The organism is Buchnera aphidicola (Cinara kochiana kochiana) (assembly GCF_900698905.1).
Lineage (GTDB): Bacteria > Pseudomonadota > Gammaproteobacteria > Enterobacterales > Enterobacteriaceae > Buchnera_F > Buchnera_F aphidicola_W.
Genome location: NZ_LR217707.1, coordinates 395,924 through 419,324 on the forward strand (window position 1 = coordinate 395,924; position 23,401 = coordinate 419,324).

Sequence of the window (23,401 nt, forward strand, 5' to 3'; positions counted from 1 at the left end):
TAGTAGTCTTTATAAATACCATCAATTCATTTATAATCATATATATAATTATATCAATAAAATGAAAAAAATAATACATCAATCTATATTTGGAAAAGGAAAAATACATCTAGTATTTTTACATGGATGGGGTCTATATTCCATGGTTTGGAATAAAATAATCCCTATATTAAAACCGTATTTTACTTTACATATTATTGATCTACCTGGATTCGGTAAAAATATTAATTGCCCAATTATGAACTTAGATCAAATATCTATTTATTTAATAAATACAGTAAAAAACAAAGCTATTTGGATAGGGTGGTCAATGAGCGGATTAATTGTACACTATTTAGGATTAAATTATCCGCATAATATACTTGCAGTAATTTATATAACATCATCGCCGTTTTTTATACAAACTAAAATATGGCCGGGTATACCAATTAATTTATTAAAATCTATAAAAAAAAAAATTTTAATAAATTATACAGAATTTTTAATGCAATTTAATTTAATACACGTTATTAACGTAACACAAAATAGTAAATATAATTTTACAATAAAAAAAAATTTTTTTCAAAAATATCCTAATCCAAGAAAACAAGCAATTGAAATAGGATATCAATGGTTAAAAAAAATCGATTATAGAACAATACAATTATCTAAAAATATTCCAATATTACAAATATATGGAGAATTAGATAATCTAGTACCTATACAAACATGCCAAATAATACAATCTTTACGGAAAAATTATAATTCTATTGTTATAGATGGCGCTAAACATGCACCATTTTTATCACACCCTAATATTTTTTGTAATATATTACAAAAATTTATAAAAGATTTATATTTAATATGATTAAAAATAAAATATACATGATAGGCAATCATATGTATAACTAGATATTTAATAATTCTTAAAGTTAAACATTAAAAAGGAATATCTTCATCATCAAAATCAATCTTAGAAGTAGTATCTATTAAATGAGATTTATTCTGAAATTCATCAGAAATATTGTGAGATACTTGTTCTGAAGGTATTAATTTAGATAAAGAATTTTCATGAGATATATCTTGTTGCATCTCCGAATCAGACAATGATGATGTACTATTCGTATTACGCGATCCCAACATTTGCATAGAACCAGTTACACTCACTACTATTTCCGTAGTATAACGATCAAGCCCGTTTTGGTCTTTCCATTTACGAGTATGTAAAGATCCTTCAATATAAACTTGTGATCCTTTTTTTAAATATTGACCAGAAATTTCAGCAATTTTTCCAAATAAAACAACACGATGCCATTCGGTTTTTTCTTTTGTTTCACCAGTATTTTTATCTTTCCACACATCAGAAGTTGCTATATTAATGTTTACTACCGCGCCTCCATTGGGCATGTATCGTACATCTGGATTTTGTCCTAAGTAACCAATTAAAATTACTTTGTTTACGCCTCTACTTGCCATACACTTTAACCTAAATATAATTGATATAGATATATAATAATTTTTAAATTATACCACAAAATAAAAAATAATTTAATCATACTAAATACTTTTATGAAATAAAATCGATATAATATATATTTTAATTAAATAAAAAATTAATAAAAACAAAATAATATATTTTATAATAATTAATAAAATTATTATAAAATATTTTAAAATCATATTTTTTAATAACCTCATAACTCTTATTATATAAGTTTACAACATAAACATGCAAAAAAAATATTCAAATAAATTTTCTGTTGCACCGATGTTAAAATATACTGATAGACACTGTCTATTTTTTTATAGACAACTTACAAAACATACTTTGTTATATACTGAAATGATCACTACCCATGAAATGCTTTTCAATAAAAAAATATTTAAAAAAAAACAAATTAAAAATATTAACCCATTGGCCATTCAATTAGCGGGAAATAATCCAATCCATTTTCAAGAATGTGCAAAAATAGCACATTTATTAGGATTTAGTGAAATAAACTTAAACATTGGATGCCCTTCTCAACACGCTCAAAATGGTAATTTCGGTATATTTTTAATGTATAAACCTAAACTAGTATACCAATTAATAAAATCTATATATTTTACTGTATCAATTCCTATTAGCGTAAAAATTAGAATAGGAACACATAAAGATTCTCAGTATAAATTTCTAAAAAAATTTATTCAACAGGTATCTAAAAATAAATATTGTAATAAATTTATTATACATGCCAGAATTGCAGATTTAAGAATTACTAGTCCTAAAAAAAATCGCAATATACCTGAATTAAATTATCAATATGTTTATCAGATTAAAAAAGATTTTCCAAATCTAATTATCATTCTAAACGGAGGTATTAAATCTATCCAAGAAATTCAGCAACATTTAAAACATGTAGATGGTATTATGATAGGTAGAGAAATATATAAAAATCCATTTTTATTACGGCAAATAGATGAAAAAATTTTTTTTAAACAAAAAAATATTAAAATAAAGCAATTTTTTAAAAAAATGTCGGCATATATCACTAAAGAACAAAAAAAAGGAACAAAAATAATTCATATTATAAAACATATGTTAAATATTTTTTATAATCAACCATATTCAAAAAAATGGAAATTACACATAATACAATACATACATCATAAAAAAAATATACATCATTTATTTCACAGTATATACAAAATATTTAACCAAGAATTAAAAATAAAATAATCGATATATTTAAAAATATATTGTATACATAATTTTATTTTAAATCCTAATGAAATTAAATAACCTTAAATATAATTATTTAATAAATATTAATAAAAATTTTATTTTAAATATTAATATTTTATATAAATTTTATTTATATAAAATATTCATACATATATTTAAAAATTTATGCAAGAGAATTAATTATTTATGATAGATTTAAAAAAAAACAAACCAATGTTCAAAATACCTCCACATTCACTAGAAGCAGAACAATCTGTATTAGGAGGATTGATGTTAGATAATCAACAGTGGGATATAATTTCTGAATATATTGTTGCAAAAGATTTTTATAGTCGGCAACATCAATTAATTTTTTATGAAATGAAATATTTAATTGAAAAAGGGTCTCCTATAGACTTAATCACTTTATCGGAATCATTGGAACAAAAAGGAGAATTAAATAATGTAGGAAGATTTTCTTATCTAGCAGAAATTTCTAAAAATACACCAAGTATTAATAATATAATCTCTTATGCAGAAATTATACGTGAACGAGCAATTATACGCGAAATTATTTTAACAGCTCATAATATTGCATATGCAGGATATCATCCAAAAGGACGAACAAGTATAGAATTACTGGATTACGCTGAATCCAGCGTATTTAAAATTTCAGAAACACGTACAGCTGATAATAGCGGTCCAAAAAATATAGAAAAAATCTTAGATACAACTATTCAATCTATTGAAAAACTATTAAAAAAACCTCATACTGGAATAACAGGGCTAAATACAGGATATCATGATTTAAATAAAAAAACATTTGGGTTACAAAAATCAGAATTAATAATTATTGCGGCTCGACCATCCATGGGTAAAACTACATTTGCGATGAATTTATGTGAAAATACAGCTATGTTATATGAAAAACCAATTTTAATTTTTAGTTTAGAGATGCCGGGAGAGCAAATTATGATTCGTATGTTAGCTTCACTATCAAGAGTTAACCAGTCTAAAATTCGTACCGGACAATTGAATGATGAAGAATGGAGCAGAATATCTAGTACAATAAATATTTTATTGAAAAAAAAAAATATCTATATAGATGATTCATCCGGATTAACTCCGAACGAAGTCCGTTCTCGTTCACGCAAAATATATAGAGAAAATAATGGATTAAGCTTAATTATGATTGATTATCTTCAATTAATAAAAATACCGGCATTATCAGGAAATAGAACTTTGGAAATAGCTGAAATTTCTAGAACATTAAAATCATTAGCTAAAGAATTAAACATCCCTATTATTGCTTTATCACAATTAAACCGATCTCTAGAACAAAGATCTGATAAAAGACCTGTAAATTCAGATCTCAGAGAATCGGGTTCATTAGAACAAGATGCGGATTTAATCCTATTTATTTATAGAGATGAATTATATCATGAAAATAGTGAATTTAAAGGTATTGCGGAAATTATAATTGGAAAACAGAGAAATGGACCTACAGGAACTATACGATTAACATTTAATGGACAGTGGTCTAGATTTGATAATTACACTAATCAAAAATATCATTTTTAAATTTTAAAAATAATAATAAATTAGTATTTATCATCAATAAAAAAAATTTTATATTTTAAATTTTACATAAAAATCAATAACAATTATTTAATGTAACAAATATTCATGTATACAAATATTATTAATATATTGTTGTGAAAATATATTTATTAATATCTTGATTTATTATTTATTATAAATGTTATATATTTTATACAATGTTATAATTAATATTTTCATTATATATAATGTATATCTATAACAAGATTTATTAAATAAAAATTATGACTATTTTATAGTATAAAATATATTATTTATAATTACTAGAAAATATATTATAAATATGATATATATAACATACGTAGTTATGATTTAAAAGTATTAAAATATAGAGAAAATAAAAATATTTAAATTCATTATAATAAAAATTATATGATTATTTTATCTTTCGATTATGGTACCAAAAATATTGGTCTAGCTGTAGCTGAAACAGAACTAAATTACTCAGTTCCAATAAAATCCATTATTTACGATAAAAAAAATATTTTTTTTAAAAAAATCAAAGAAACAATAAATTATTGGAATCCAAAATATATAATTATTGGTTATCCCTATAAAATAAAAAAAAAAATAAATAAAAAAATTAAAAAGTTTAGCTATATATTAAAAGAAAAATACAATAAAAATATTTTCTTATACAATGAAAATTATTCCACTAAAGAAGCGAAATTTTTTTTAAATGATTATAAAAAAAAAAAAAACAATTCATATTGTATACACTCTATTGCTGCAAAAATAATACTTGATAGTTGGTTAAAATCCAAATATCATTAATATATAAATTTTATTTATTCAAAAAATATATTTTTATATACAAATCAAAAATAATTATCATAACGATGATATCAATTTAATTCTCATTAAACCTTATGCCTAATAAAAAATTACATATATTACCGCCAATTAGTTTATATATTCATATACCGTGGTGTATTAAAAAATGTCCATATTGTGACTTTCATTCATATAAATATTCACAAAAAATATCAGAAAAAAAATATATAAAACATATCATAAAAGATTTAAAAAATGATAAAAAAATGATATCTAATAGATCTATTGAATCAATTTTCATTGGAGGTGGTACACCAAGTTTACTAAAAAGTAAAACTTTCTTATATTTACTAAAAAAAATAAAAAAAATTATATCTATCTCAAAAAAAACAGAAATATCTATAGAGATTAACCCCGATATCAATAAAAAAAACAAATTAATAGAATATTATGAAGCAGGTATTAATAGATTTTCAATCGGGGTGCAAACATTTAACGAAATTATACTAAAAAAAATTGAACGAAAATATAATGCAAAAAAAACTATACAATTAATTAATTCTATAAACCACATACCACATAAAAACTTAAACATAGATTTAATGTACGGACTTCCTGAACAAACTATTCAAAATGTTTTAGAAGATTTATATCAAGCTATTACATTAAAACCAGAACATATATCATGGTATCAATTAAATATTGAGCCAAATACTAAATTTTATACACAGAATATTAATCTACCTTCTCTTCAAATTACAAAAAATATGCGCTTAAAAGGAAATAAATTATTAAAAAAATATGGATATATACAATATGAAATCTCTTCTTACTCCCTAAAAGAGAAGTATCAATGTAGGCATAATTTAAATTATTGGAATTTTGGTGACTATATAGGTGTTGGATGTGGAGCTCACGGTAAAATAACACAACCCAATAAAACAATTATTCGAACTATAAAAGCTAAACATGATACAACATATATAAGTAAAAAATATATAGAAAAAAAATACATTGTTTTAAACAAAGATATTCCATTCGAATTTTTCTTAAATAAATTCAGGTTATTTCAACCAATTTACTATCAAGATTTCGAAAATCAAACTTATATCAAAAAAAATAAAATTTATAAAAAAATGACTATAGCTATAAAAAAAGGTTATTTAAGAAAAACAACGGATTCGTGGTTCGTTACTGATAATGGAAGAGAAAAATTAAATTCATTGCTATCAATATTTTTATAAAAAAAATTATTTTAAATTAAATTGATATTTATAATCAAAAATATTTTTTTTTAAAAATAAAGCTTTCTTTTTAAATTTAGTATCCTTTTGTATTTTTACTAGTGGAAACATAACTGTTCCAGAAAAAATACGTTTAAAACTAGAATACAATGAAATTGTATTATATATTTGTTTTGAATATAATGGACAATCTGTAATAATATGTAAAAAACCTTTATTAATAATTTTATTTAATATCAAATCTATAAAACAATCATTTATTAATCTTCTTTTACGATGTTTAGTTTTAAACCAAGGATCTGGAAAAAAAATTTGAAAAATATTAACCGCCCTATTAGGAATCATGTATTTAAGTATTTCTACAGCATCATAACATATTAATTTAATATTAGTAATATTATTTATATAAGCATACTGAATAGCTGTTAATACACCCTTTAAATATACCTCTATACCAATAAAATTTACATGAGGATTATTTATAGCCTTTTCTATAAATAATTTTCCATCACCAAACCCAATTTCTATAATAATTGGTTGTTTTATAGGAAATAAATCAAGAAAATTTAACTGGACACTATTAAAATTAATTCCATATATTTTCCAGCATATTGTAATATGTTCTATTTTTTGTATCTTGACATTTCTTTGTCGAGTTACATAACTTTTAATTGATGTTGCACAAGTTATATTTTTTTTACAAAATAAATCATTTGTTGAAATAATCATTTTATATTACCCATAAAATCTATTTATAATATATGTAACTCAAAATATATTATTTAAAAATATTTTTTTTTAAATAATACAAACGTATAAAATTGATATGCAAAATACTAATTATTTTTAATAACAAATTTAGGATTAATATGTTATTCTCACAAAAAATACTAAATTGGTATCATATTCACGGAAGAAAAAATTTGCCTTGGCAAAAAAAAAATATATACTTTATTTGGATATCTGAAATTATGTTACAAAGAACACAAGTGCAAACAGTAATCCCGTATTTTAAAAAATTTAAAAAACGTTTTCCTACTCTTAAATCATTAGCACAAGCCAATATAAATGAAATTTTGTATTTATGGAGTGGTTTGGGATATTACCAACGAGCTCATAACATACATAAAACCGCTATCATTATTCAAAACATATATAATGGAATTTTTCCAAAAAATATCAATGAAATAAAAAAATTACCCGGAATAGGCCAATCAACGGCAGGAGCGATTTTATCGTTTGCCTATAATTTTGTATATGCTATTTTAGATAGTAATGTAAAACGCATATTAATACGATTTCATGCAGTCTGTACAAATAACCAAACAAAAAATCAATTAGATAAAATATTATGGAAATTAATTAACCAATATCTTCCGATTCATCACTCTAATAAATTTAATCAAGCTATGATGGATATTGGTTCATTGATTTGCACTAATCATAATCCTCGTTGTATTATATGTCCTTTAAATAATACATGTAATTTCTGCATTAATAAAACAATTATTAATAAAATTAAATATAAAAAAAAAAATACAATAGGTCTTCTATTTTCTATTATCAATTACAAAAACATGTATTTTTTAAAACAACAAAAACAAATTTCTATTTGGAAAAGTCTATTTTATTTTCCCATAACTTTTTTTTCAATATCTAAAAAAAAACATGAAAGTTTTAAAAAAAAAATGAATAATTTTAATATAGTAATTAATCCATTTATCCATTACGTCAGTAACATAAAACTATATATTTATTCACACACCATAACAACTCAAAAAAAAAATATACTAAAAGATATAAATCAAAAAAAAATATGGTATGATATTTTTATAGGTAAAAAGATCGGTATTCCTACTCCAGTACATAAAATATTAAATTTAATACATAAACAATTAATTAAAAAAAATATGAAAAAAACCAATATACGTATAATTTTTTGTTCTTTTTTAAAAAAAAAAGCAGAAGGATTAGATTATCCGTTTTTCACAGGTAAAACAGGAAAAAAAATTTATCAAGAAATTTCTAAAGAGGCATGGTGTTATTGGTTACAAAAACAAACAAAAATTATTAATGAAAAAAAATTAAATATGTTTATAGAAAAAGATAGAACATACATAAAAATTAAAATGAAAAAATTTTTATTTACTAAAAAATAAACAGAGTAAATAAAAAAATTTAATTTTTTAAATAAAAAATAAAAATTTTAAATTAAATTATTAATATTATAGATTATCTGATTCATATAAATTATTAGTTTTTCTAATAAAAAAAATTTTTTTTTATTTAAATAATATTTATTTTGTAAGCATTTTATTTGTCTGACATATTCTTTAATATAAGTATTATTAATTTTATTTTGGCAATGTAACTGCCATCGTTTCATTTCATCAAAATTTAATAAACTTATAAAATTTCTTGCTTTTAAACGAAAAAAAATTTCTTCAATTCTAGTATCAATAAATTTTGGACACCAGTGTATCCATTGTACCGGTATATGAGTATGAATAAAAGAAAATGATAATTTATCTAAAGAATTAAAAAAGTTTTTATATAACAATAAATCTACATCATTACACACTTCATTTTTTTTATTTAGTAAAAAAATTGATAAGATCCAATTTTTTAACAAAATATTATTTTTTAATAAAAAAAAATTTTTTTGACATCTTTTATAATTTATATTTAATCTTTGACAATCCTGCAGAGATAATGAATTATATGAAAAAAATAATGGAGATTTATTGATATATATAATGTGTATTCCGCAATCAAATAATTGACGAACGGTCAACATTATATTGTTAGAAAGTGAATATAAATGAAATATTTTTTTAATATTGATTGATAAATTAATAACAATTAAGTTATTAGTATATTTTGGATGTGTACCTATAATTAATATACAACCCAAATTATTATTTTGTGATCCAAAAAAACTAGATAAATAGAAAAAAGGTCTATTATAATTTTGAGAAATAAAATATATTATATGTTTTTTATGAGATATTTTATACAAATATAAAAAAAATTTTTTATTTTTTTTATATAAATACCGCGCTACTGTAAAAGTAGCTATAACATCAGAATATGCGTCATGAGCATCGATATGTACAATATTATTAATAAATGTTATATCAGATAATTTAAAGCTAACAGAACCGTTAACCTTACGATACCAAATCATAGTATTTGGATAAAAAATATAAAAAGCACGTAAAATATTTAAAATATCCCAACTAAAATTACCATTTTTCCAACTCCATTCATACGGATCTAATAAATTTCTATAAAAAATATTACGTGTTATTAAGTTATCAAAATTAATATTATTAAATCCTACAATACAGGAATTTTTTTGAGAAAAAATATCATAAATTCTTTTAGCAAAAAAATATTCATTTAGACCATACTTTTGCGTATATTGAGGTAATATTTTAGTGATTAAAACAGCATTAGGATCTGGCAAATAATCTATAGGAGGATAGCAAAATAAAACTGTTTTTTTGCGAATAACTTTGAATTCATGATCTGTTTCTATACTACAAAATTGAGCAACTTTATCCAAAGATATATTTAATCCGAAAGTTTCATAATCATAAAAAATAAAAGATTTTTTAGTATCGATATTAGTATTGTTATTTTTAATAAACATAAAATTAAATTACTAAACTATTTTAGTATGAAATATGATTCTTGTATAATATTAGTTATAAAAATTTTTATAATATATAAAACATTATCTCCCCTGACTGGACTCGAACCAGTGACATACGGATTAACAGTCCGCCGTTCTACCAACTGAACTACAGAGGAATATATTAAGTATATATCATATGAAAATTTCTATGTCAATTAATAATTAAAAATATATTTTGTTTGTATTAAAATTAATTTATCATTTAAACATAAAATTTGATAAAAAAATATAGATTAGTATTTAAAATTGATTTATAATAATGTTATTAAAATTAATATTATTTAAAATATAATAATTTTGTTAGGCCCTTTAGCTCAGTGGTTAGAGCACACGACTCATAATCGTTTGGTCGCTGGTTCAAATCCAGCAAGGGCCATATTATTGCATATATAATTTATTTTATTGATATAAATATTTTTAAAAATCTATATATATATCAGTTTAATTCTTTTATTTGAAATAAATAATAATTGCGCAACTTTATCACCAGGATTAATATAAAAACTTTTATTACTACGATTCCATAAAGATATTTTTAGTTCATCTTTACAGATATCAATAATGCCAAACGGGTTACCAATTATAATATTATATTTTTTTTTTATAGAAACAAGCGGCTCAATAACTATACGAGTAGTACTATCCAACAAATTTATCAAAATTCCTGTAGAAATTAATAATGTTTTTTCAGATAAAATATATATGGGTTTTTTAAGACACGCTATTAAAAAAAAACCAAAAAATCCATTAGATAGATATTCAGGAAAAAAAAAATCTGTTTTAAGACGCGGATCAATAATCTCAATTTTAATTTCTAATAAATCCATATACATAACATTAATTCCTATTAATATAATTATATATTATTTTGACAAAATTGAAACTTGAATTTCAGTATCCATATTCTTATATGGAGTAAAAAAAACTGTATGAGTACCTAAATATCGTAATAATCCTTGAGGTAATTTAATTTCATGTTTTTCTACTATAATACCCATTAACAATAAATTTTTTACAATATCTCTAATACCAATAGAACCAAAAATTTTATTTTTTTTACTAGATTTTACAAAAAAAATCATAGCACCAATTAATTTAATAGAATTAATTCTATTCTTTGCTTGATTTATTTTTTCAGATTTTTGTTTTTCAGCAATTATTCTCGTTTGTTTAAAAATTTTAATATTTTTAGAAGTTGCTAATAATGCTTTTTTCATAGGTATTAAATAATTTCTAGCATATCCATTTTTAACAGAAATTAATTGACCTTTTTTACCTAATTTCTCTGTAGAATTTATTAAAATCACTTTCATACAATATAAATACCTTAAAAATTATCTAAAATGTTATAGAAAAAATAGTTAATATTATCTCTACTGATGTTGATCAGTGTATGGCATTAAAGCAATAAAACGAGCTCTTTTAATTGCACGAGCTAATTGTCTTTGATATTTTGCTTTCGTTCCTGTAATACGACTAGGAACAATTTTTCCATTTTCAGTAACATAATTCTTTAACATTACTATATCTTTATAATCTATATATTTAACTCCTTCTGCTGTAAAACGACAGAATTTTCTACGTCGAAAATAACGCACCATAAATTACACCTCTTAATTATATTTCATGAATGTATTAATGAGATATTAATATTTAAAAATATAAATATTTTTAAATTTGAAATTATTTAATAATAACTTTATTTTGAGTATTTTTAACAGATGTTAATTCTTTTTTAATATGTTCCTGTGTTTGTAGCATAGGTGATTTTTTTTTAAAAGCTTCACAGCACAAAAGAATAAAGTGACGAATAATATTTAAATTAAATTTAAAATTATTTTCTAAATATTGCATACAATTAATAGAAACTTCAATATTCATAAGAACGTAATGAGCTTTTTTTAATTTATTAATCATATATGATAAAGGACGTTGTCCCCAATCTTCTAAACGGTGTATTATGCCTTTTTTAGTTCGTATTATATTTGAATAAAATTCAATAATATGTGAAATTTTTTCACTTTTATCAGGATGAACCATTAATATTATTTCATAATGACGCACAAATAAAACTCCTTTAAAATATATAAAATGAATTGTTGAAAATAGTTATTTTCACAGTATTTAATATCGCAAAACATATATTAATAGAAAAAATTTAAAAATAAATTTCATATATAAAACTTATATTTTTAAAATTTAATATAAATATAGTATATTTTAACATAATTATATTCATGAAAAATAATAGTTTTTACAAAATAAAAATAATTATTTTTAATCTATACATATTCTACGCAACATAAAACTGTATCAGTATACCAATCAATAATTTACTATTAATAATAGTTGTTATATTAGCGACTCTAGCTATATATAAAAATATATACGATTTACTCTTTATATAAAAATTATTATATACAATAATTTTATAAAAAATAAAATTAAAATATTTTATTTATTTAAAATTATTGAATTAAACAAAATTAATCTAATTTTTATTTTGTAATATTTTTTGAATTTTTTCTATTAATAGATCTTTCTGATTATCATATATTAATGTAATATTTTTCCATCTATTTAACCAAGTCAATTGATGTTTAACTAAATGAAAAGTAGATTTAATTGTATTATCTATCATTTCTTGATATGAACATTTATTTTGTATATACAACCACATTTGCTTATAACCTATACTATTTATAGAAGGAAAAGAAAGATTTAAGTCTTTTTTTTTATATAAATTAAAAACTTCTTTTTCAAAACCACAATCCAACATGTTATAGAATCGTCGTACTATTTTAGTATATAAAATATTTTTATTATGAGGAATCAAACCAAATTGAAATATTCGATATGGTAATTTTTGATGAACTGACTGAATTAATTGACTTCTCGGTTGACCTCCCGAAACAAAAAATATTTCAATAGCACGCAAAACTCTTTGTACATCATTTATATGAATTTTTTTACTAGAAACTGGGTCTATTTTTTTTAAAATATCAAATAATCTTGCTTTTTTTTCTAGACAAATATTTTTATATATATAATTTCTTATTAAAGCATTAGATGGAGGTAAATACGCAAATCCATTTAATAATATTTTAAAATACAACATAGTTCCACCTACTAATAAAGGAATTTTACCAAATTTTAAAATATTTTTTATTTCCTGAGTAGCATCTTTATAAAAATCTATAGCAGAATAAATATCCTGTGGTTTTATAATATTAACTAATCGGTAAAAGTTTTCCCGTAAATCTTTTTCAAGCGGTTTATCTGTTCCGATATCTAATCCTTTATATATTAATTTAGAATCTACACTTAATAATTCAATTTGAGAAAATTTTTTTTTTATCTGTAACGATAATTTACTTTTACCAATTGCGGTAGGGCCCATCAAAAATAATACAATTGATTGATTATTCATTTTTAATTTTATCTTAATCTATAATATAAATATATTTATATTTAAATATTTAATAAACTAATCATATATATAATAGATGAATCAGCTATTTATAATAATAGTTTTTACGTTAATGAAAAATTAAATATTACTCCATTTTTTATATATACGCACTAGTCCTTCAGTAGAACTGTCATACGAATTGTTAATATTTTTCTTAAAAAAATCATTAAATATACTATTCGCTACTAATTTACCTAACTCAACACCCCATTGATCAAAACTAAAAATATTTAATATAATTCCTTGTACAAATATTTTATGCTCATATAAAGCTACTAAAGCTCCTAAAGAATAAGGGGTAATTTTTTTCAACATAATAGAGTTAGTCGGTTTATTACCTGGACAGTATTTATATGAAATTTTATTATTACTTATAATACTATTGAAAATTGTTTTTGAATTAATATCGATATTATTACCAAACGCTAAGGATTGAGTTTGTGCTAAAAAATTTGATAATAACTTTTCATGATGATCATTAACAGAATTATGGCTAATAGCTGGAATGATAAAATCACACGGAACAAACATTGTTCCTTGATGCAACAATTGAAAAAAAGAATGTTGACTATTGGTACCGGAATGACCCCATATAATCGGACTAGTTTTCCAAGTAACTAATTTGCCATTACGATCTATTGATTTTCCGTTAGATTCCATATAACTTTGCTGTAAATATTCAGGAAATGCATGCATATACGTATCATAAGGAAAGATAGCTTCAGTTTCTATATTAAAAAAATTTGTATACCAAATACTAATTAAAGCTAAAACAACAGGAATATTATGCGATAATTCTTGATGCAAAAAATGTTGATCCATCATATACGATCCATATAATAATGATTCAAAATTTTTAAAACCAATTGATAAAACAATAGATAAACCAGAAGCAGACCATAAAGAATAACGGCCTCCTACCCATTTCCAAAATTTAAAAATATTTTTATCATGAATACCAAAATTTAAAGCTGCAGTAATATTTTCACACAATGCAAAAAAATGTCTGGTAAAATATTCCTTACATTTTGTGCGCAAAAAACACCAATTTTTTAAGTAATCAGCATTACTAATAGTTTCTATTGTAGAAAAAGATTTAGAGTTAATAAGAAAGATTGTAGTTTCTAAGTTAATTCTTTTTAACACTTCCACAACTTCAGTTCCATCAATATTAGAAACATAATGAATATTTAAATGATTTTTATAATATTTTAAAGATTCAGTAACCATATATGGACCTAAATGCGAACCACCGATTCCTATATTAACAACATCAGATATACTTTTTCCAGTATACCCCTTCCAATCACCATTAATAATAGAATTAGAAAATTTTTTTATTTTTTTTAATTCTTCCTTAATCATAGCCATAATATTAATATTATCTACAACAATATTATTATTTAATTGATTACGTAATGCTGTATGTAAAACCGATCTATTTTCTGTTTTATTTATTTTATCACCTAAAAACATACTTTGTATTGCATTACTTAAATAACATTCTCGAGCCAGCATAAATAATAATCGTAAAGTTTCATAATTTATACGATTTTTCGAAAAATCTAAAAAAATTTCATCTTCAAAAAAAAGAGAATAATTAGAAAATCTCTCTTTATCTATATTAAAAAAATCTTTCATTTGAATATTTTTAATATCAATAAAATGATTTTTTAATTGCTGCCACGCAAATGTTTTAGTTGGATTTATATTTTTCATATAATCTCTTATTATATTTAAGTTATTTTTGAAAATAAATGTTAATAATATTATAATAATAATATTATTATATCATTATTAAGAATAATCGTTGTAAACCTATTACTATAATTCATCAATTAATATATTTATTAATTAATAATCTATAAAATTAAAAAATTTATATAAAAATGAAAAAAAAAAACGAAAGATTAATTTGGATTGATTTAGAAATGACTGGATTAAATCCTAAAATTCATAAAATTATAGAAATTTCTACTATAATTACAGACAAATATTTAAATATTATTAAAATAGGACCAAATATTGTTATTTTTCAAAACCAAAAAACATTAAAAATAATGAATCACAAAATATATAATATACATAAAAAAAATGGATTAATAAAAAATGTAAAAATTAGCCAAGAAAATGAACATAGTGCCGAAGAAAAAACTTTATTATTTTTAAAAAAACAAATTAATGAAAAAATATCCCCTATGTGTGGAAATACAATATCTACTGACAGAAGTTTTTTATTACATTATATGCCAAAACTAGAATCATATTTTCATTATAGAAACTTAGATGTTAGTTCAATCAATGAATTAGTAAAAAGATGGACTCCAAACATCTTAAATAAAATAAAAAAAAAAAATGAACATCGTGCGCAAACAGACTTAATTGAATCAATACAAGAATTAATAATATATAAAAAAAAAATATTTTGTATTTAAAAATATTTTCATTAAAAGTTCATTAATAATTACATCATAACTATATTAGTTAAATAATTCTTGCAAAAAAAAATAATCTTTATATAATTAAAAGATAATCATATATTGCGGGAATAGCTCAGTTGGTAGAGCACAACCTTGCCAAGGTTGCGGTCGCGAGTTCAAATCTCGTTTCCCGCTAAAGATTATAAATAAAAATAATGAAAATTAAAAAATTCATTATTCACAAAGATGAATATATTTTATACATAATTAAAATGTAAAAAATTAATATTTATTTTTAATAAATATTAATTTTTTAACAAATATCCAAATTTTTTTAAAAAATTACATATTTTAAAAAAATACAATTCTTTTTTTTAAATTTCAGATAAATTAAAACGTTTCTGAAATCTTTGTATTCGTCCTTTAGTGTTCATATTTCTTTGCTTACCTGTATAAAAAGGATGGCATTGTGAACATAAGTCAAGCATCATATCATGATTTATAGTAGAAAAAACTGGAATTTTATATCCGCAAGAACAAATCGCAAAAATTTGTTTATATGCTGGATGAATGTTTTTTTTCATCACATATTCTCAAAGTAAAGTGTAGTATCTGCACTGATACATATTTTATTTAAATAAATCTCAATTTGTATTATTAATACAATTAAATTTTTTTAAATATTAATTATTATTAATAATACATATATTATATGTATTATTTTTTAAAATCAATATTTAATTACATTAAATATATATAAAAAAATTTTATCAAAAAATTTTAAATATAATATATATATCATTATATACTATAAGAGATCATGTTATTTATGACTACAATATTAAGTGTTCGTGTACAAGGAAAGGTAGTAATCGGAGGAGACGGACAAGCTACTTTTGGACATACTATCATGAAAAATAATGTAAAAAAAGTTCGTTCTATTTACAAAGACCAAGTAATTGCGGGATTTGCTGGAGGAACAGCTGATGCATTTACATTATTTGAATTATTTGAAAAAAAACTAGAAAAATATCAAGGACAATTACAAAGATCTGCAATTGAATTAGCTAAAGATTGGAGAACCGATCGATTATTGAGAAAACTAGAAGCTTTACTAGCGGTAGCTGACAGAAAAAATTCTCTTATTATTACTGGCACAGGAGATGTAATACAACCAGAAAATGATGTTATTGCAATTGGATCAGGTGGTCCGTTTGCACAATCTGCAGCTTATGCTTTAATTAAAAATACCAATTTAACAGCATATAAAATAGTACAAAAAGCATTAAAAATTGCAGCAAATATCTGTATATATACAAACCAATCATTTACAATACACGAAATATCTTCAGACAAATAAAAAGGAAACATATATGTCAGATATGACTCCTAGAAAGATTGTACAAGAACTTAACAAACATATAATTGGACAAGAAAACGCTAAACGTGCTGTTGCTATTGCATTGAGAAACCGCTGGAGAAGAATGCAATTAAGTTCAGAATTACGTAACGAAATAACTCCTAAAAATATTCTAATGATCGGACCAACCGGAGTTGGAAAAACAGAAATTGCACGTCGATTAGCTAAATTAGCAAATGCTCCTTTTATTAAAGTAGAAGCAACAAAATTTACTGAAGTAGGTTATGTAGGAAAAGAAGTAGATTCTATAATCCGTGATTTAACAGAATTAGCAATTAAAATGATTCGTACAGAAAATATAAAAAAAAATAAAAAATATGCAAAAAAACGTGCCGAAAAAAAAATTTTAAAAATACTAATCCCCACACCTAGTGATAATAAATGGGAAACGGATAGTTCAGTAAAAAAACCAGATAATACAATTCAAATTTTTAAACAAAAATTACGCGAAGGAAAACTCGATAATAAAGAAATTGAAATACAAATCACTGCTGCGCCTCTTGGAATAGAAATCATGTCTCCGCCAGGCATGGAAGAGTTGACAAGCCAATTACAATCTTTATTTCAAAATTTAGGAGGAAGAAAAAAAAATTTACGTAAACTTAAGATTAAAGATGCAATGAAACTAATAATTGAAGAAGAAGCAGCTAAATTAATAAATTTAGAAGAATTAAAAAAACAAGCAATATATTCAGTAGAACAAAATAGTATTGTATTTATTGACGAAATCGATAAAATTTGTAAACATAATTCATCTACATCAAATTCTGACGTATCTCGAGAAGGCGTACAAAGAGATTTATTGCCATTAATTGAGGGCTGTACTGTCTCTACAAAACACGGGACCGTTAAAACAGATCATATCTTATTTATAGCATCCGGTGCATTTCAAACATCTACGCCTTCTGATTTAATCCCTGAATTACAAGGAAGATTACCTATACGAGTAGAACTAAATGCCTTGACAATAGATGATTTTGAAAGAATTTTAATTGAACCAAATACATCTATTACTACTCAGTATACATCTTTAATAAAAACTGAAGGAGTAGATATTATCTTTACAAAAAAAGGAATTCGTAAAATAGCTGAAGCAGCTTGGAAAATCAATGAATCTATGGAAAATATTGGAGCTCGAAGATTATATACAGTACTAGAAAAATTAATGGAAGATATTTCATTTGATTCTAATGAAAAATATGGACAGAAAATTTATATTAACGAAAATTATGTAAGTTTACATTTAGATAAATTAATGGAAAATCAGGATTTAAGTCGATTCATTTTATAAAAATACTATTTACTATTTTTTAAAAAAAAATATTTTAATTAAATTAATTGCCTATCTTTAAAATAAATGCTTTATGATAGGCAATTATTTGATAATAATTTATATTATATTAAAATAATTCAATAAAAAATTAATTTTTCATAAAATGAATATAGTACGTAGAATCATTATTCTAAATTATTAATTTGTTCTAATAAAGATTTTATTTTACGCTTCCATTTCATTCTTTCTTCTTGTATTAAAATATTTTTTTCTTCTATACGTTCTTTTAAAGAATAAATATTTTTTAATTTTTCTTTTAAACTATTATTTTTCAATTTCAAATTATTTATTTCTAATTTTAATAATGAAATATAATCTACAGATTTTTGCACTTGTATTTCTAAATTAGAGAATACTTCTAAAACCATAACAATACCATTAAAATATAAAAAAATTATTAATACAATGTGTAATAATTTGTAAAAATTTACATTGCTATAAAATACTTATAAACTAAAAATATATCGTCATTAATGATTACTATATTAATATATTTATATTTTAAATATATATATGTCAAATATTAAAAATATTAATATTAATATATTTAATAAATTTTAAAAATTGTTCCAAAAAATATAAATAATCAGTAAAATAAAAATATTATTATTTTAATAAAATAAATTAAGAAAATCAATAAATATTTTTTATATTTTATAAATTTAATCTTACTAAATATTAAAATAATTTTTTACAACACTATTATTTGGAATATTATTATATGAGTCAATGGTTAAAAGCAAACGTAATAAAATTAAAAAAGTGGAAAAATAATTTATTTACACTAGTAATACAAGCTCCTATTAATTCATTTGTTGCTGGTCAATTTACAAAATTGTCATATGTAAATTCGGATAAAAAAAGAATACAACGAGCCTATTCATTTATAAATCCACCACATGATAAAAATTTAGAATTTTATATTCTATTAATTAAAACAGGTCAATTAACACCGCGATTATATGATATTTATCATCATAAAATTTATATTGCAAAAAATTCATTTGGTTTTTTTACTATAACAGAATTACCAAGTAAAGAAAATATCTGGATGATTGCTACTGGAACTGCGTTAGGACCGTACTGTTCTATTTTACAACATGAAAATATTTTAAATAAATTTAATAAAATCATTTTAGTATATGCGGTAAAATACAATATAGATTTAAATTATTTAAATATATTTAAAAAAATAAAAAACAAATATAAAGATAAAATCATTATAAAAATAATATTAAGTCAAGAAAAAAATAAAAAATATTTATATGGACGAATACCAGACTTGATTCGTTCAGGAAAGCTAGAAAAATCTATTAATGAACCGCTACACATCGATACATCACATGTAATGTTATGTGGAAATCCTAATATGATTCAAGATACACAAAAAATATTATTTTCATTAAAAAACATGAAAAAACATTTTCGAAGAAAACCAGGACATATTACTAGTGAAAATTATTGGTAAAATTTTCAATATTATTTAAAAATATAATATATAAAAATAATTTTTCTCCGGAATTGATTCCCGTAAATACAGGAATCAATTCCAAATACATGCAATAAATATATAAATCAATCTTCCTTAATAAAAAATAAAACAATAATGCTATTATTGCACAAAAAATGAATATTTTACTTCTGGATTAGAATCTTTAGCTATAATCATAGCAGCACGAACACCATATTGATTAATTTCATCAATATTATCAGAATAAGAGGATTGTAAATCTGCTGTTTTAGTAACCGCTACTTTATATATACCGGGGCTAATTTCATCAATTTCATATGCAAAACGTATATTATTAGATGTTCGATATTCAACTTCTGGATAACGATAAGATAAATTATTCCATGCAGCATCAAGTATTTCGGGATGTAAATAAGTAGAAATTAATTGTTGCGATTCATAATCGGTAATAGAAGTCTGAAATATATTCATTATATCTGGAGCTTGATTAGAAGGAATTTTTTGTCCATTTAAAAAAACAGTTTTATTATCGATATTATCTAAAAATTTTTGTTCTAGTTGACCAGTTTTAGTTAATTTTTTAAATGATTGTTGTAATTTTTTTGAAAACAGAGCAGTTTTATTTGAAAAATTAACAGAATGCAATACATGCCAATCTACACGAGAATTATTGAAAATTTTTAAAAATAAATCTTTAACACGATCATGTATTGGGCTACATTGCAGTATATTATTAGAATCAGATTCACTCATTGAATTATTACAATATTCTTCTGCAGATACAGAATCAATAATATTAAAAGATTTCTCATCACATTTTGATTCACAAGAAGAATTTTCATCAGAATATATAAAACTTTCCTTATCATATTTATTTTTTGGAATAATATGCGCTATATATTCTTGATTAGCATCGTTAATAATTGCAACATTAACATTTTTTAAATTTTTATTGTTTAATACACTGCCATTATCAACTTTTTTTATAATTTTTGAGTTAAGATGTATATTAGATCTTATTGAAGAAACTGATGACATAATATTTCTGTCCTTTTATATTTATTAAACACAACATATCAATAAAATTAATTTATAAAATGTTTTTTAAAATCAAAAAATCACAAAAAAATAAATTAACATACATTAAATTTTTGTTATAAAAACAATAATATATTTGTATATATTTAAATTTATTTTTAACAAATAAATTATTAAAAATATTTTTTTTTATGCATGTACTTATTAATAATAAAAATAATTTAAAAATTTTATTATATAAATTATTTTAATAAAAATAAGTATATATTTATTACTTTAAAAATTAAAATATAAATATTAATCTTGAAATTTAATCTTATATTTCTTATATACTGCACAATTTAAAAAAAGTCAAATAATAAATGTACTTTTATACAAAAAAAATAAAATAAAAAAATAAATTATTATTATTAATACAAAAAATTATACACAAAAGTACAAATCAAATATTTATTTAGACTAAATATTAAAATTAATAATGAATAATTCCATCATATACATGTTGTGCTTCTCCTGACATATATAACTTATGTCCCAAAAATCCAGTCCAATCAATTTTTAAACAACCTTGCTGTAAAATTACAGTCACATGATTAGTTAAATTTTTATTCCGTATTCCTGCTGCAACAGCTGCGCAAGCTCCGCTACCACAAGCTTGAGTTTCTCCAACATGACGTTCATATACACGTAATAAAATTTTTTTTTTTGATAATATTTGCATAAAACCTACATTAACGCCTTCAGGAAATAAAATATGTTGTGATAACTGTAAACCTATTTTATTAACTTTGACAGTTGTAATATCATCAACTTGAATAACACAATGAGGATTTCCCATAGACACTACACTAAATATATATTTTTTTTGATCAATTGTAACAGAATAATATAATTGCGCAGTAGTGTATGTAAATGGAATATATTTAGGCGTAAAAATTGGTTCACCCATATCTACTTTAAAAATGTTATTATTGACATGTTCTAAAAATAAATATCTATTTTTGGTGCTAACACAAACTTTTTTTTTATTAATTTTTTTTTTAATAAACAAATAATATGCAATACATCTAGCGCCATTTCCGCATTGCTCAACTTCTAAACCATTAGAATTAAAAATTCTATAATGAAAATCAGCTTGCTGACAAATCGATTTTTGAAGTATTAGTAACTGATCAAATCCAATTCCTAAATATCTATGTGACCATTTCTGTATTAATTGCGAAGAAAAAAAAAATTATTTTTAATTGAATCAATCAAAACAAAATCATTTCCTAAACCATGCATCTTAGAAAAGAATACAGTATTTTTTTTAAAAAACATATTAATGATTCCTCATATAAAAAATAAATGCTATAATTAACACTATAAAATAGATTATTTAAAAATATTTTTATGTTAGGTTAAATATGCGCGATTTGTTATTTTATAGAAGATTCCATAAAACACTATCAATAATAGATACTATTATCAATAAAAATGATAAAAAAATAAATGTAGATTATTTTTTATTTGATAATATGATGAATATTACATTTAATAATGAAAAAAAAATAATTATTACTTCTCAAGTATATTTACATCAATTATGGATAGCTACTTCTACTCAAGGATATCATTTAATATACAATAATTTTACTTGGATATGTATACGTACAAAAAAAAATATTGATAATATATTAAAAAAAGAATTTTTTATACAAACTAATTGTAATATTGATTTTATTTTATTAAAAAAAATAAAATAAATTTTTTATATATTATCGGCGAAAGAGGATTTGAACCTCTGACCCACTGGTCCCAAACCAGTTGCGCTACCAAGCTGCGCTATTCGCCGATATAATTTAATAAAAATTTATTATTATTTTATTAATAAAAAAATCATTTAATAAAATAAAAATATATATGGGTGGTCAATGGGATTTGAACCCATGACCGCTGGAATCACAATCCAGAGCTCTACCGACTAAGCTATGACCACCAAAAATAGATATATATATAATATAATATAAAATTGCGTCCGACAGGATTTGAACCTGAGACCTTTACTTTCGGAAAGTAATGCTCTATCCATATTGAGCTACGGACGCAAAAATTTTAATATCATTAATTATAGCCAATATAAATATTATATTATTAAAAATAATTTTTACTATCTGATAAATATTATATATACACTGATTAAAAAAATCTACTATTTTATTTTATTTATTAAATAAATATTTAATA

At 22.0% G+C, this 23,401-nt stretch carries 23 protein-coding genes, 6 tRNA genes and 1 pseudogene; 13 read left to right on the forward strand and 17 right to left on the reverse strand.

The features are described 5' to 3' along the window. Positions 1 to 61 precede the first annotated feature (61 nt). Positions 62 to 847, forward strand: coding sequence for an alpha/beta fold hydrolase (locus tag BUCIKOCA2762_RS01825; protein ID WP_154028857.1), 786 nt, complete (start codon positions 62 to 64; stop codon positions 845 to 847). A 71-nt stretch (positions 848 to 918) separates the two neighbouring features. On the opposite strand, the gene ssb is transcribed toward BUCIKOCA2762_RS01825, so the two are convergent. After that, positions 919 to 1,455 carry a single-stranded DNA-binding protein gene (gene ssb / locus BUCIKOCA2762_RS01830; protein WP_154028859.1) on the reverse strand — a complete coding sequence of 179 codons (537 nt, stop codon included), beginning with the start codon at positions 1,453 to 1,455 and terminating at the stop codon, positions 919 to 921. A 253-nt stretch (positions 1,456 to 1,708) separates the two neighbouring features. On the opposite strand from ssb, the gene dusA reads away from it, so the two are divergent. From dusA to hemW, 4 genes are all read left to right on the forward strand, one after another. Continuing rightward, complete coding sequence (gene dusA / locus BUCIKOCA2762_RS01835) at positions 1,709 to 2,698, forward strand: tRNA dihydrouridine(20/20a) synthase DusA (RefSeq protein ID WP_154028861.1); 990 nt, start codon at positions 1,709 to 1,711, stop codon at positions 2,696 to 2,698. Positions 2,699 to 2,890: 192 nt separating this feature from the next. After that, on the forward strand, positions 2,891 to 4,264 hold the full coding sequence (gene dnaB / locus BUCIKOCA2762_RS01840; RefSeq protein WP_154028863.1) for a replicative DNA helicase: 1,374 nt from the start codon (positions 2,891 to 2,893) through the stop codon (positions 4,262 to 4,264). A gap of 411 nt (positions 4,265 to 4,675) precedes the next feature. After that, complete coding sequence (gene ruvX / locus BUCIKOCA2762_RS01845) at positions 4,676 to 5,077, forward strand: Holliday junction resolvase RuvX (RefSeq protein ID WP_154028865.1); 402 nt, start codon at positions 4,676 to 4,678, stop codon at positions 5,075 to 5,077. A gap of 95 nt (positions 5,078 to 5,172) precedes the next feature. After that, positions 5,173 to 6,321: a radical SAM family heme chaperone HemW gene (gene hemW / locus BUCIKOCA2762_RS01850; RefSeq protein ID WP_154028867.1), complete on the forward strand. Its 1,149-nt coding sequence runs from the start codon at positions 5,173 to 5,175 to the stop codon at positions 6,319 to 6,321. A 6-nt stretch (positions 6,322 to 6,327) separates the two neighbouring features. On the opposite strand, the gene trmB is transcribed toward hemW, so the two are convergent. After that, on the reverse strand, positions 6,328 to 7,050 hold the full coding sequence (gene trmB, locus BUCIKOCA2762_RS01855; protein ID WP_154028869.1) for a tRNA (guanosine(46)-N7)-methyltransferase TrmB: 723 nt from the start codon (positions 7,048 to 7,050) through the stop codon (positions 6,328 to 6,330). Between the two features lie 140 nt (positions 7,051 to 7,190). On the opposite strand from trmB, the gene mutY reads away from it, so the two are divergent. Beyond that, a complete protein-coding gene (mutY, locus tag BUCIKOCA2762_RS01860; RefSeq protein WP_154028871.1) occupies positions 7,191 to 8,480 on the forward strand; it encodes an A/G-specific adenine glycosylase in 1,290 nt (429 codons plus the stop codon). Positions 8,481 to 8,527: 47 nt separating this feature from the next. Here mutY and sbcB read toward each other — a convergent pair whose 3' ends face one another. Both sbcB and BUCIKOCA2762_RS01870 read right to left on the reverse strand, forming a co-directional pair. Further along, complete coding sequence (gene sbcB, locus BUCIKOCA2762_RS01865; RefSeq protein ID WP_154028873.1) at positions 8,528 to 9,976, reverse strand: exodeoxyribonuclease I; 1,449 nt, start codon at positions 9,974 to 9,976, stop codon at positions 8,528 to 8,530. Positions 9,977 to 10,064: 88 nt separating this feature from the next. Continuing rightward, positions 10,065 to 10,137 (reverse strand) — tRNA-Asn (locus BUCIKOCA2762_RS01870). A 187-nt stretch (positions 10,138 to 10,324) separates the two neighbouring features. Between BUCIKOCA2762_RS01870 and BUCIKOCA2762_RS01875 the strand changes: the two genes are divergently transcribed. Next, a tRNA-Ile gene (locus tag BUCIKOCA2762_RS01875) sits at positions 10,325 to 10,397 on the forward strand. 49 nt (positions 10,398 to 10,446) lie between these two features. On the opposite strand, the gene BUCIKOCA2762_RS01880 is transcribed toward BUCIKOCA2762_RS01875, so the two are convergent. The 6 genes from BUCIKOCA2762_RS01880 to pgi form a co-directional block, all read right to left on the reverse strand. Then, entirely contained in the window at positions 10,447 to 10,848 is a 402-nt protein-coding gene (locus BUCIKOCA2762_RS01880; RefSeq protein ID WP_172598362.1) for a dUTP diphosphatase, read from the reverse strand. 36 nt (positions 10,849 to 10,884) lie between these two features. Next, the gene (gene rplI / locus BUCIKOCA2762_RS01885; RefSeq protein WP_154028876.1) at positions 10,885 to 11,334 is read right to left on the reverse strand and encodes a 50S ribosomal protein L9; all 450 of its coding nucleotides are present in this window, start codon (positions 11,332 to 11,334) and stop codon (positions 10,885 to 10,887) included. 60 nt (positions 11,335 to 11,394) lie between these two features. After that, positions 11,395 to 11,622, reverse strand: coding sequence for a 30S ribosomal protein S18 (gene rpsR, locus BUCIKOCA2762_RS01890; RefSeq protein WP_154028878.1), 228 nt, complete (start codon positions 11,620 to 11,622; stop codon positions 11,395 to 11,397). An 82-nt stretch (positions 11,623 to 11,704) separates the two neighbouring features. Beyond that, positions 11,705 to 12,085, reverse strand: coding sequence for a 30S ribosomal protein S6 (rpsF, locus tag BUCIKOCA2762_RS01895; protein WP_154028880.1), 381 nt, complete (start codon positions 12,083 to 12,085; stop codon positions 11,705 to 11,707). A gap of 427 nt (positions 12,086 to 12,512) precedes the next feature. Further along, positions 12,513 to 13,451 (reverse strand): tRNA (adenosine(37)-N6)-dimethylallyltransferase MiaA, encoded by a 939-nt coding sequence (gene miaA / locus BUCIKOCA2762_RS01900; RefSeq protein WP_154028882.1) that lies wholly within the window; start codon positions 13,449 to 13,451, stop codon positions 12,513 to 12,515. Between the two features lie 120 nt (positions 13,452 to 13,571). Next, positions 13,572 to 15,212, reverse strand: coding sequence for a glucose-6-phosphate isomerase (gene pgi, locus BUCIKOCA2762_RS01905; protein WP_154028884.1), 1,641 nt, complete (start codon positions 15,210 to 15,212; stop codon positions 13,572 to 13,574). 170 nt (positions 15,213 to 15,382) lie between these two features. Between pgi and orn the strand changes: the two genes are divergently transcribed. Beyond that, entirely contained in the window at positions 15,383 to 15,928 is a 546-nt protein-coding gene (gene orn, locus BUCIKOCA2762_RS01910; protein WP_154028886.1) for an oligoribonuclease, read from the forward strand. Positions 15,929 to 16,035: 107 nt separating this feature from the next. Next, positions 16,036 to 16,108: transfer RNA gene (locus BUCIKOCA2762_RS01915), tRNA-Gly, on the forward strand. Between the two features lie 179 nt (positions 16,109 to 16,287). Here BUCIKOCA2762_RS01915 and rpmE read toward each other — a convergent pair. Continuing rightward, positions 16,288 to 16,497 (reverse strand): 50S ribosomal protein L31, encoded by a 210-nt coding sequence (rpmE, locus tag BUCIKOCA2762_RS01920; RefSeq protein ID WP_154028888.1) that lies wholly within the window; start codon positions 16,495 to 16,497, stop codon positions 16,288 to 16,290. A 245-nt stretch (positions 16,498 to 16,742) separates the two neighbouring features. Here rpmE and hslV point away from each other — a divergent pair, with 245 nt between their 5' ends. Together hslV and hslU are read left to right on the forward strand one after the other, a co-directional pair. Further along, positions 16,743 to 17,273, forward strand: a complete 531-nt coding sequence (hslV, locus tag BUCIKOCA2762_RS01925; protein ID WP_154028890.1) for an ATP-dependent protease subunit HslV — start codon at positions 16,743 to 16,745, stop codon at positions 17,271 to 17,273. 13 nt (positions 17,274 to 17,286) lie between these two features. Continuing rightward, a complete protein-coding gene (hslU, locus tag BUCIKOCA2762_RS01930; RefSeq protein ID WP_154028892.1) occupies positions 17,287 to 18,624 on the forward strand; it encodes an HslU--HslV peptidase ATPase subunit in 1,338 nt (445 codons plus the stop codon). A gap of 167 nt (positions 18,625 to 18,791) precedes the next feature. Here hslU and zapB read toward each other — a convergent pair whose 3' ends face one another. Further along, entirely contained in the window at positions 18,792 to 19,034 is a 243-nt protein-coding gene (zapB, locus tag BUCIKOCA2762_RS01935) for a cell division protein ZapB (protein WP_154028894.1), read from the reverse strand. A 353-nt stretch (positions 19,035 to 19,387) separates the two neighbouring features. Here zapB and BUCIKOCA2762_RS01940 point away from each other — a divergent pair, with 353 nt between their 5' ends. Continuing rightward, positions 19,388 to 20,134 (forward strand): ferredoxin--NADP reductase, encoded by a 747-nt coding sequence (locus BUCIKOCA2762_RS01940; protein ID WP_154028896.1) that lies wholly within the window; start codon positions 19,388 to 19,390, stop codon positions 20,132 to 20,134. A gap of 144 nt (positions 20,135 to 20,278) precedes the next feature. Here the strand turns inward: BUCIKOCA2762_RS01940 and BUCIKOCA2762_RS01945 are convergent, their stop codons facing one another. Then, positions 20,279 to 21,175 carry a hypothetical protein gene (locus BUCIKOCA2762_RS01945; RefSeq protein ID WP_154028898.1) on the reverse strand — a complete coding sequence of 299 codons (897 nt, stop codon included), beginning with the start codon at positions 21,173 to 21,175 and terminating at the stop codon, positions 20,279 to 20,281. A gap of 472 nt (positions 21,176 to 21,647) precedes the next feature. Next, a pseudogene (dapF, locus tag BUCIKOCA2762_RS01950) lies at positions 21,648 to 22,495 on the reverse strand (diaminopimelate epimerase). 86 nt (positions 22,496 to 22,581) lie between these two features. On the opposite strand from dapF, the gene cyaY reads away from it, so the two are divergent. Next, entirely contained in the window at positions 22,582 to 22,920 is a 339-nt protein-coding gene (gene cyaY, locus BUCIKOCA2762_RS01955) for an iron donor protein CyaY (RefSeq protein WP_154028899.1), read from the forward strand. 15 nt (positions 22,921 to 22,935) lie between these two features. On the opposite strand, the gene BUCIKOCA2762_RS01960 is transcribed toward cyaY, so the two are convergent. The 3 genes from BUCIKOCA2762_RS01960 to BUCIKOCA2762_RS01970 form a co-directional block, all read right to left on the reverse strand. Then, positions 22,936 to 23,009, reverse strand: a tRNA-Pro gene (locus BUCIKOCA2762_RS01960). Between the two features lie 71 nt (positions 23,010 to 23,080). After that, positions 23,081 to 23,153 (reverse strand) — tRNA-His (locus BUCIKOCA2762_RS01965). Between the two features lie 34 nt (positions 23,154 to 23,187). Continuing rightward, positions 23,188 to 23,262 (reverse strand) — tRNA-Arg (locus BUCIKOCA2762_RS01970). Positions 23,263 to 23,401 lie beyond the last annotated feature (139 nt).

Bases quoted from the DNA above. Each gene is read 5' to 3' on its own strand.
- miaA (WP_154028882.1), bottom strand. From the start codon at position 13,451: ATGAATAATCAATCAATTGTATTATTTTTGATGGGCCCTACCGCAATT.
- cyaY (WP_154028899.1), top strand. From the start codon at position 22,582: ATGCGCGATTTGTTATTTTATAGAAGATTCCATAAAACACTATCAATA.
- dnaB (WP_154028863.1), top strand. From the start codon at position 2,891: ATGATAGATTTAAAAAAAAACAAACCAATGTTCAAAATACCTCCACAT.
- BUCIKOCA2762_RS01940 (WP_154028896.1), top strand. From the start codon at position 19,388: ATGAGTCAATGGTTAAAAGCAAACGTAATAAAATTAAAAAAGTGGAAA.
- orn (WP_154028886.1), top strand. From the start codon at position 15,383: ATGAAAAAAAAAAACGAAAGATTAATTTGGATTGATTTAGAAATGACT.
- ruvX (WP_154028865.1), top strand. From the start codon at position 4,676: ATGATTATTTTATCTTTCGATTATGGTACCAAAAATATTGGTCTAGCT.
- zapB (WP_154028894.1), bottom strand. From the start codon at position 19,034: ATGGTTTTAGAAGTATTCTCTAATTTAGAAATACAAGTGCAAAAATCT.
- rplI (WP_154028876.1), bottom strand. From the start codon at position 11,334: ATGAAAGTGATTTTAATAAATTCTACAGAGAAATTAGGTAAAAAAGGT.
- BUCIKOCA2762_RS01945 (WP_154028898.1), bottom strand. From the start codon at position 21,175: ATGTCATCAGTTTCTTCAATAAGATCTAATATACATCTTAACTCAAAA.
- BUCIKOCA2762_RS01825 (WP_154028857.1), top strand. From the start codon at position 62: ATGAAAAAAATAATACATCAATCTATATTTGGAAAAGGAAAAATACAT.
- hslU (WP_154028892.1), top strand. From the start codon at position 17,287: ATGTCAGATATGACTCCTAGAAAGATTGTACAAGAACTTAACAAACAT.
- BUCIKOCA2762_RS01880 (WP_172598362.1), bottom strand. From the start codon at position 10,848: ATGGATTTATTAGAAATTAAAATTGAGATTATTGATCCGCGTCTTAAA.
- ssb (WP_154028859.1), bottom strand. From the start codon at position 1,455: ATGGCAAGTAGAGGCGTAAACAAAGTAATTTTAATTGGTTACTTAGGA.
- trmB (WP_154028869.1), bottom strand. From the start codon at position 7,050: ATGATTATTTCAACAAATGATTTATTTTGTAAAAAAAATATAACTTGT.
- rpmE (WP_154028888.1), bottom strand. From the start codon at position 16,497: ATGAAAAAAAACATTCATCCAGCATATAAACAAATTTTTGCGATTTGT.
- dusA (WP_154028861.1), top strand. From the start codon at position 1,709: ATGCAAAAAAAATATTCAAATAAATTTTCTGTTGCACCGATGTTAAAA.
- rpsR (WP_154028878.1), bottom strand. From the start codon at position 11,622: ATGGTGCGTTATTTTCGACGTAGAAAATTCTGTCGTTTTACAGCAGAA.
- mutY (WP_154028871.1), top strand. From the start codon at position 7,191: ATGTTATTCTCACAAAAAATACTAAATTGGTATCATATTCACGGAAGA.
- pgi (WP_154028884.1), bottom strand. From the start codon at position 15,212: ATGAAAAATATAAATCCAACTAAAACATTTGCGTGGCAGCAATTAAAA.
- sbcB (WP_154028873.1), bottom strand. From the start codon at position 9,976: ATGTTTATTAAAAATAACAATACTAATATCGATACTAAAAAATCTTTT.
- hslV (WP_154028890.1), top strand. From the start codon at position 16,743: ATGACTACAATATTAAGTGTTCGTGTACAAGGAAAGGTAGTAATCGGA.
- hemW (WP_154028867.1), top strand. From the start codon at position 5,173: ATGCCTAATAAAAAATTACATATATTACCGCCAATTAGTTTATATATT.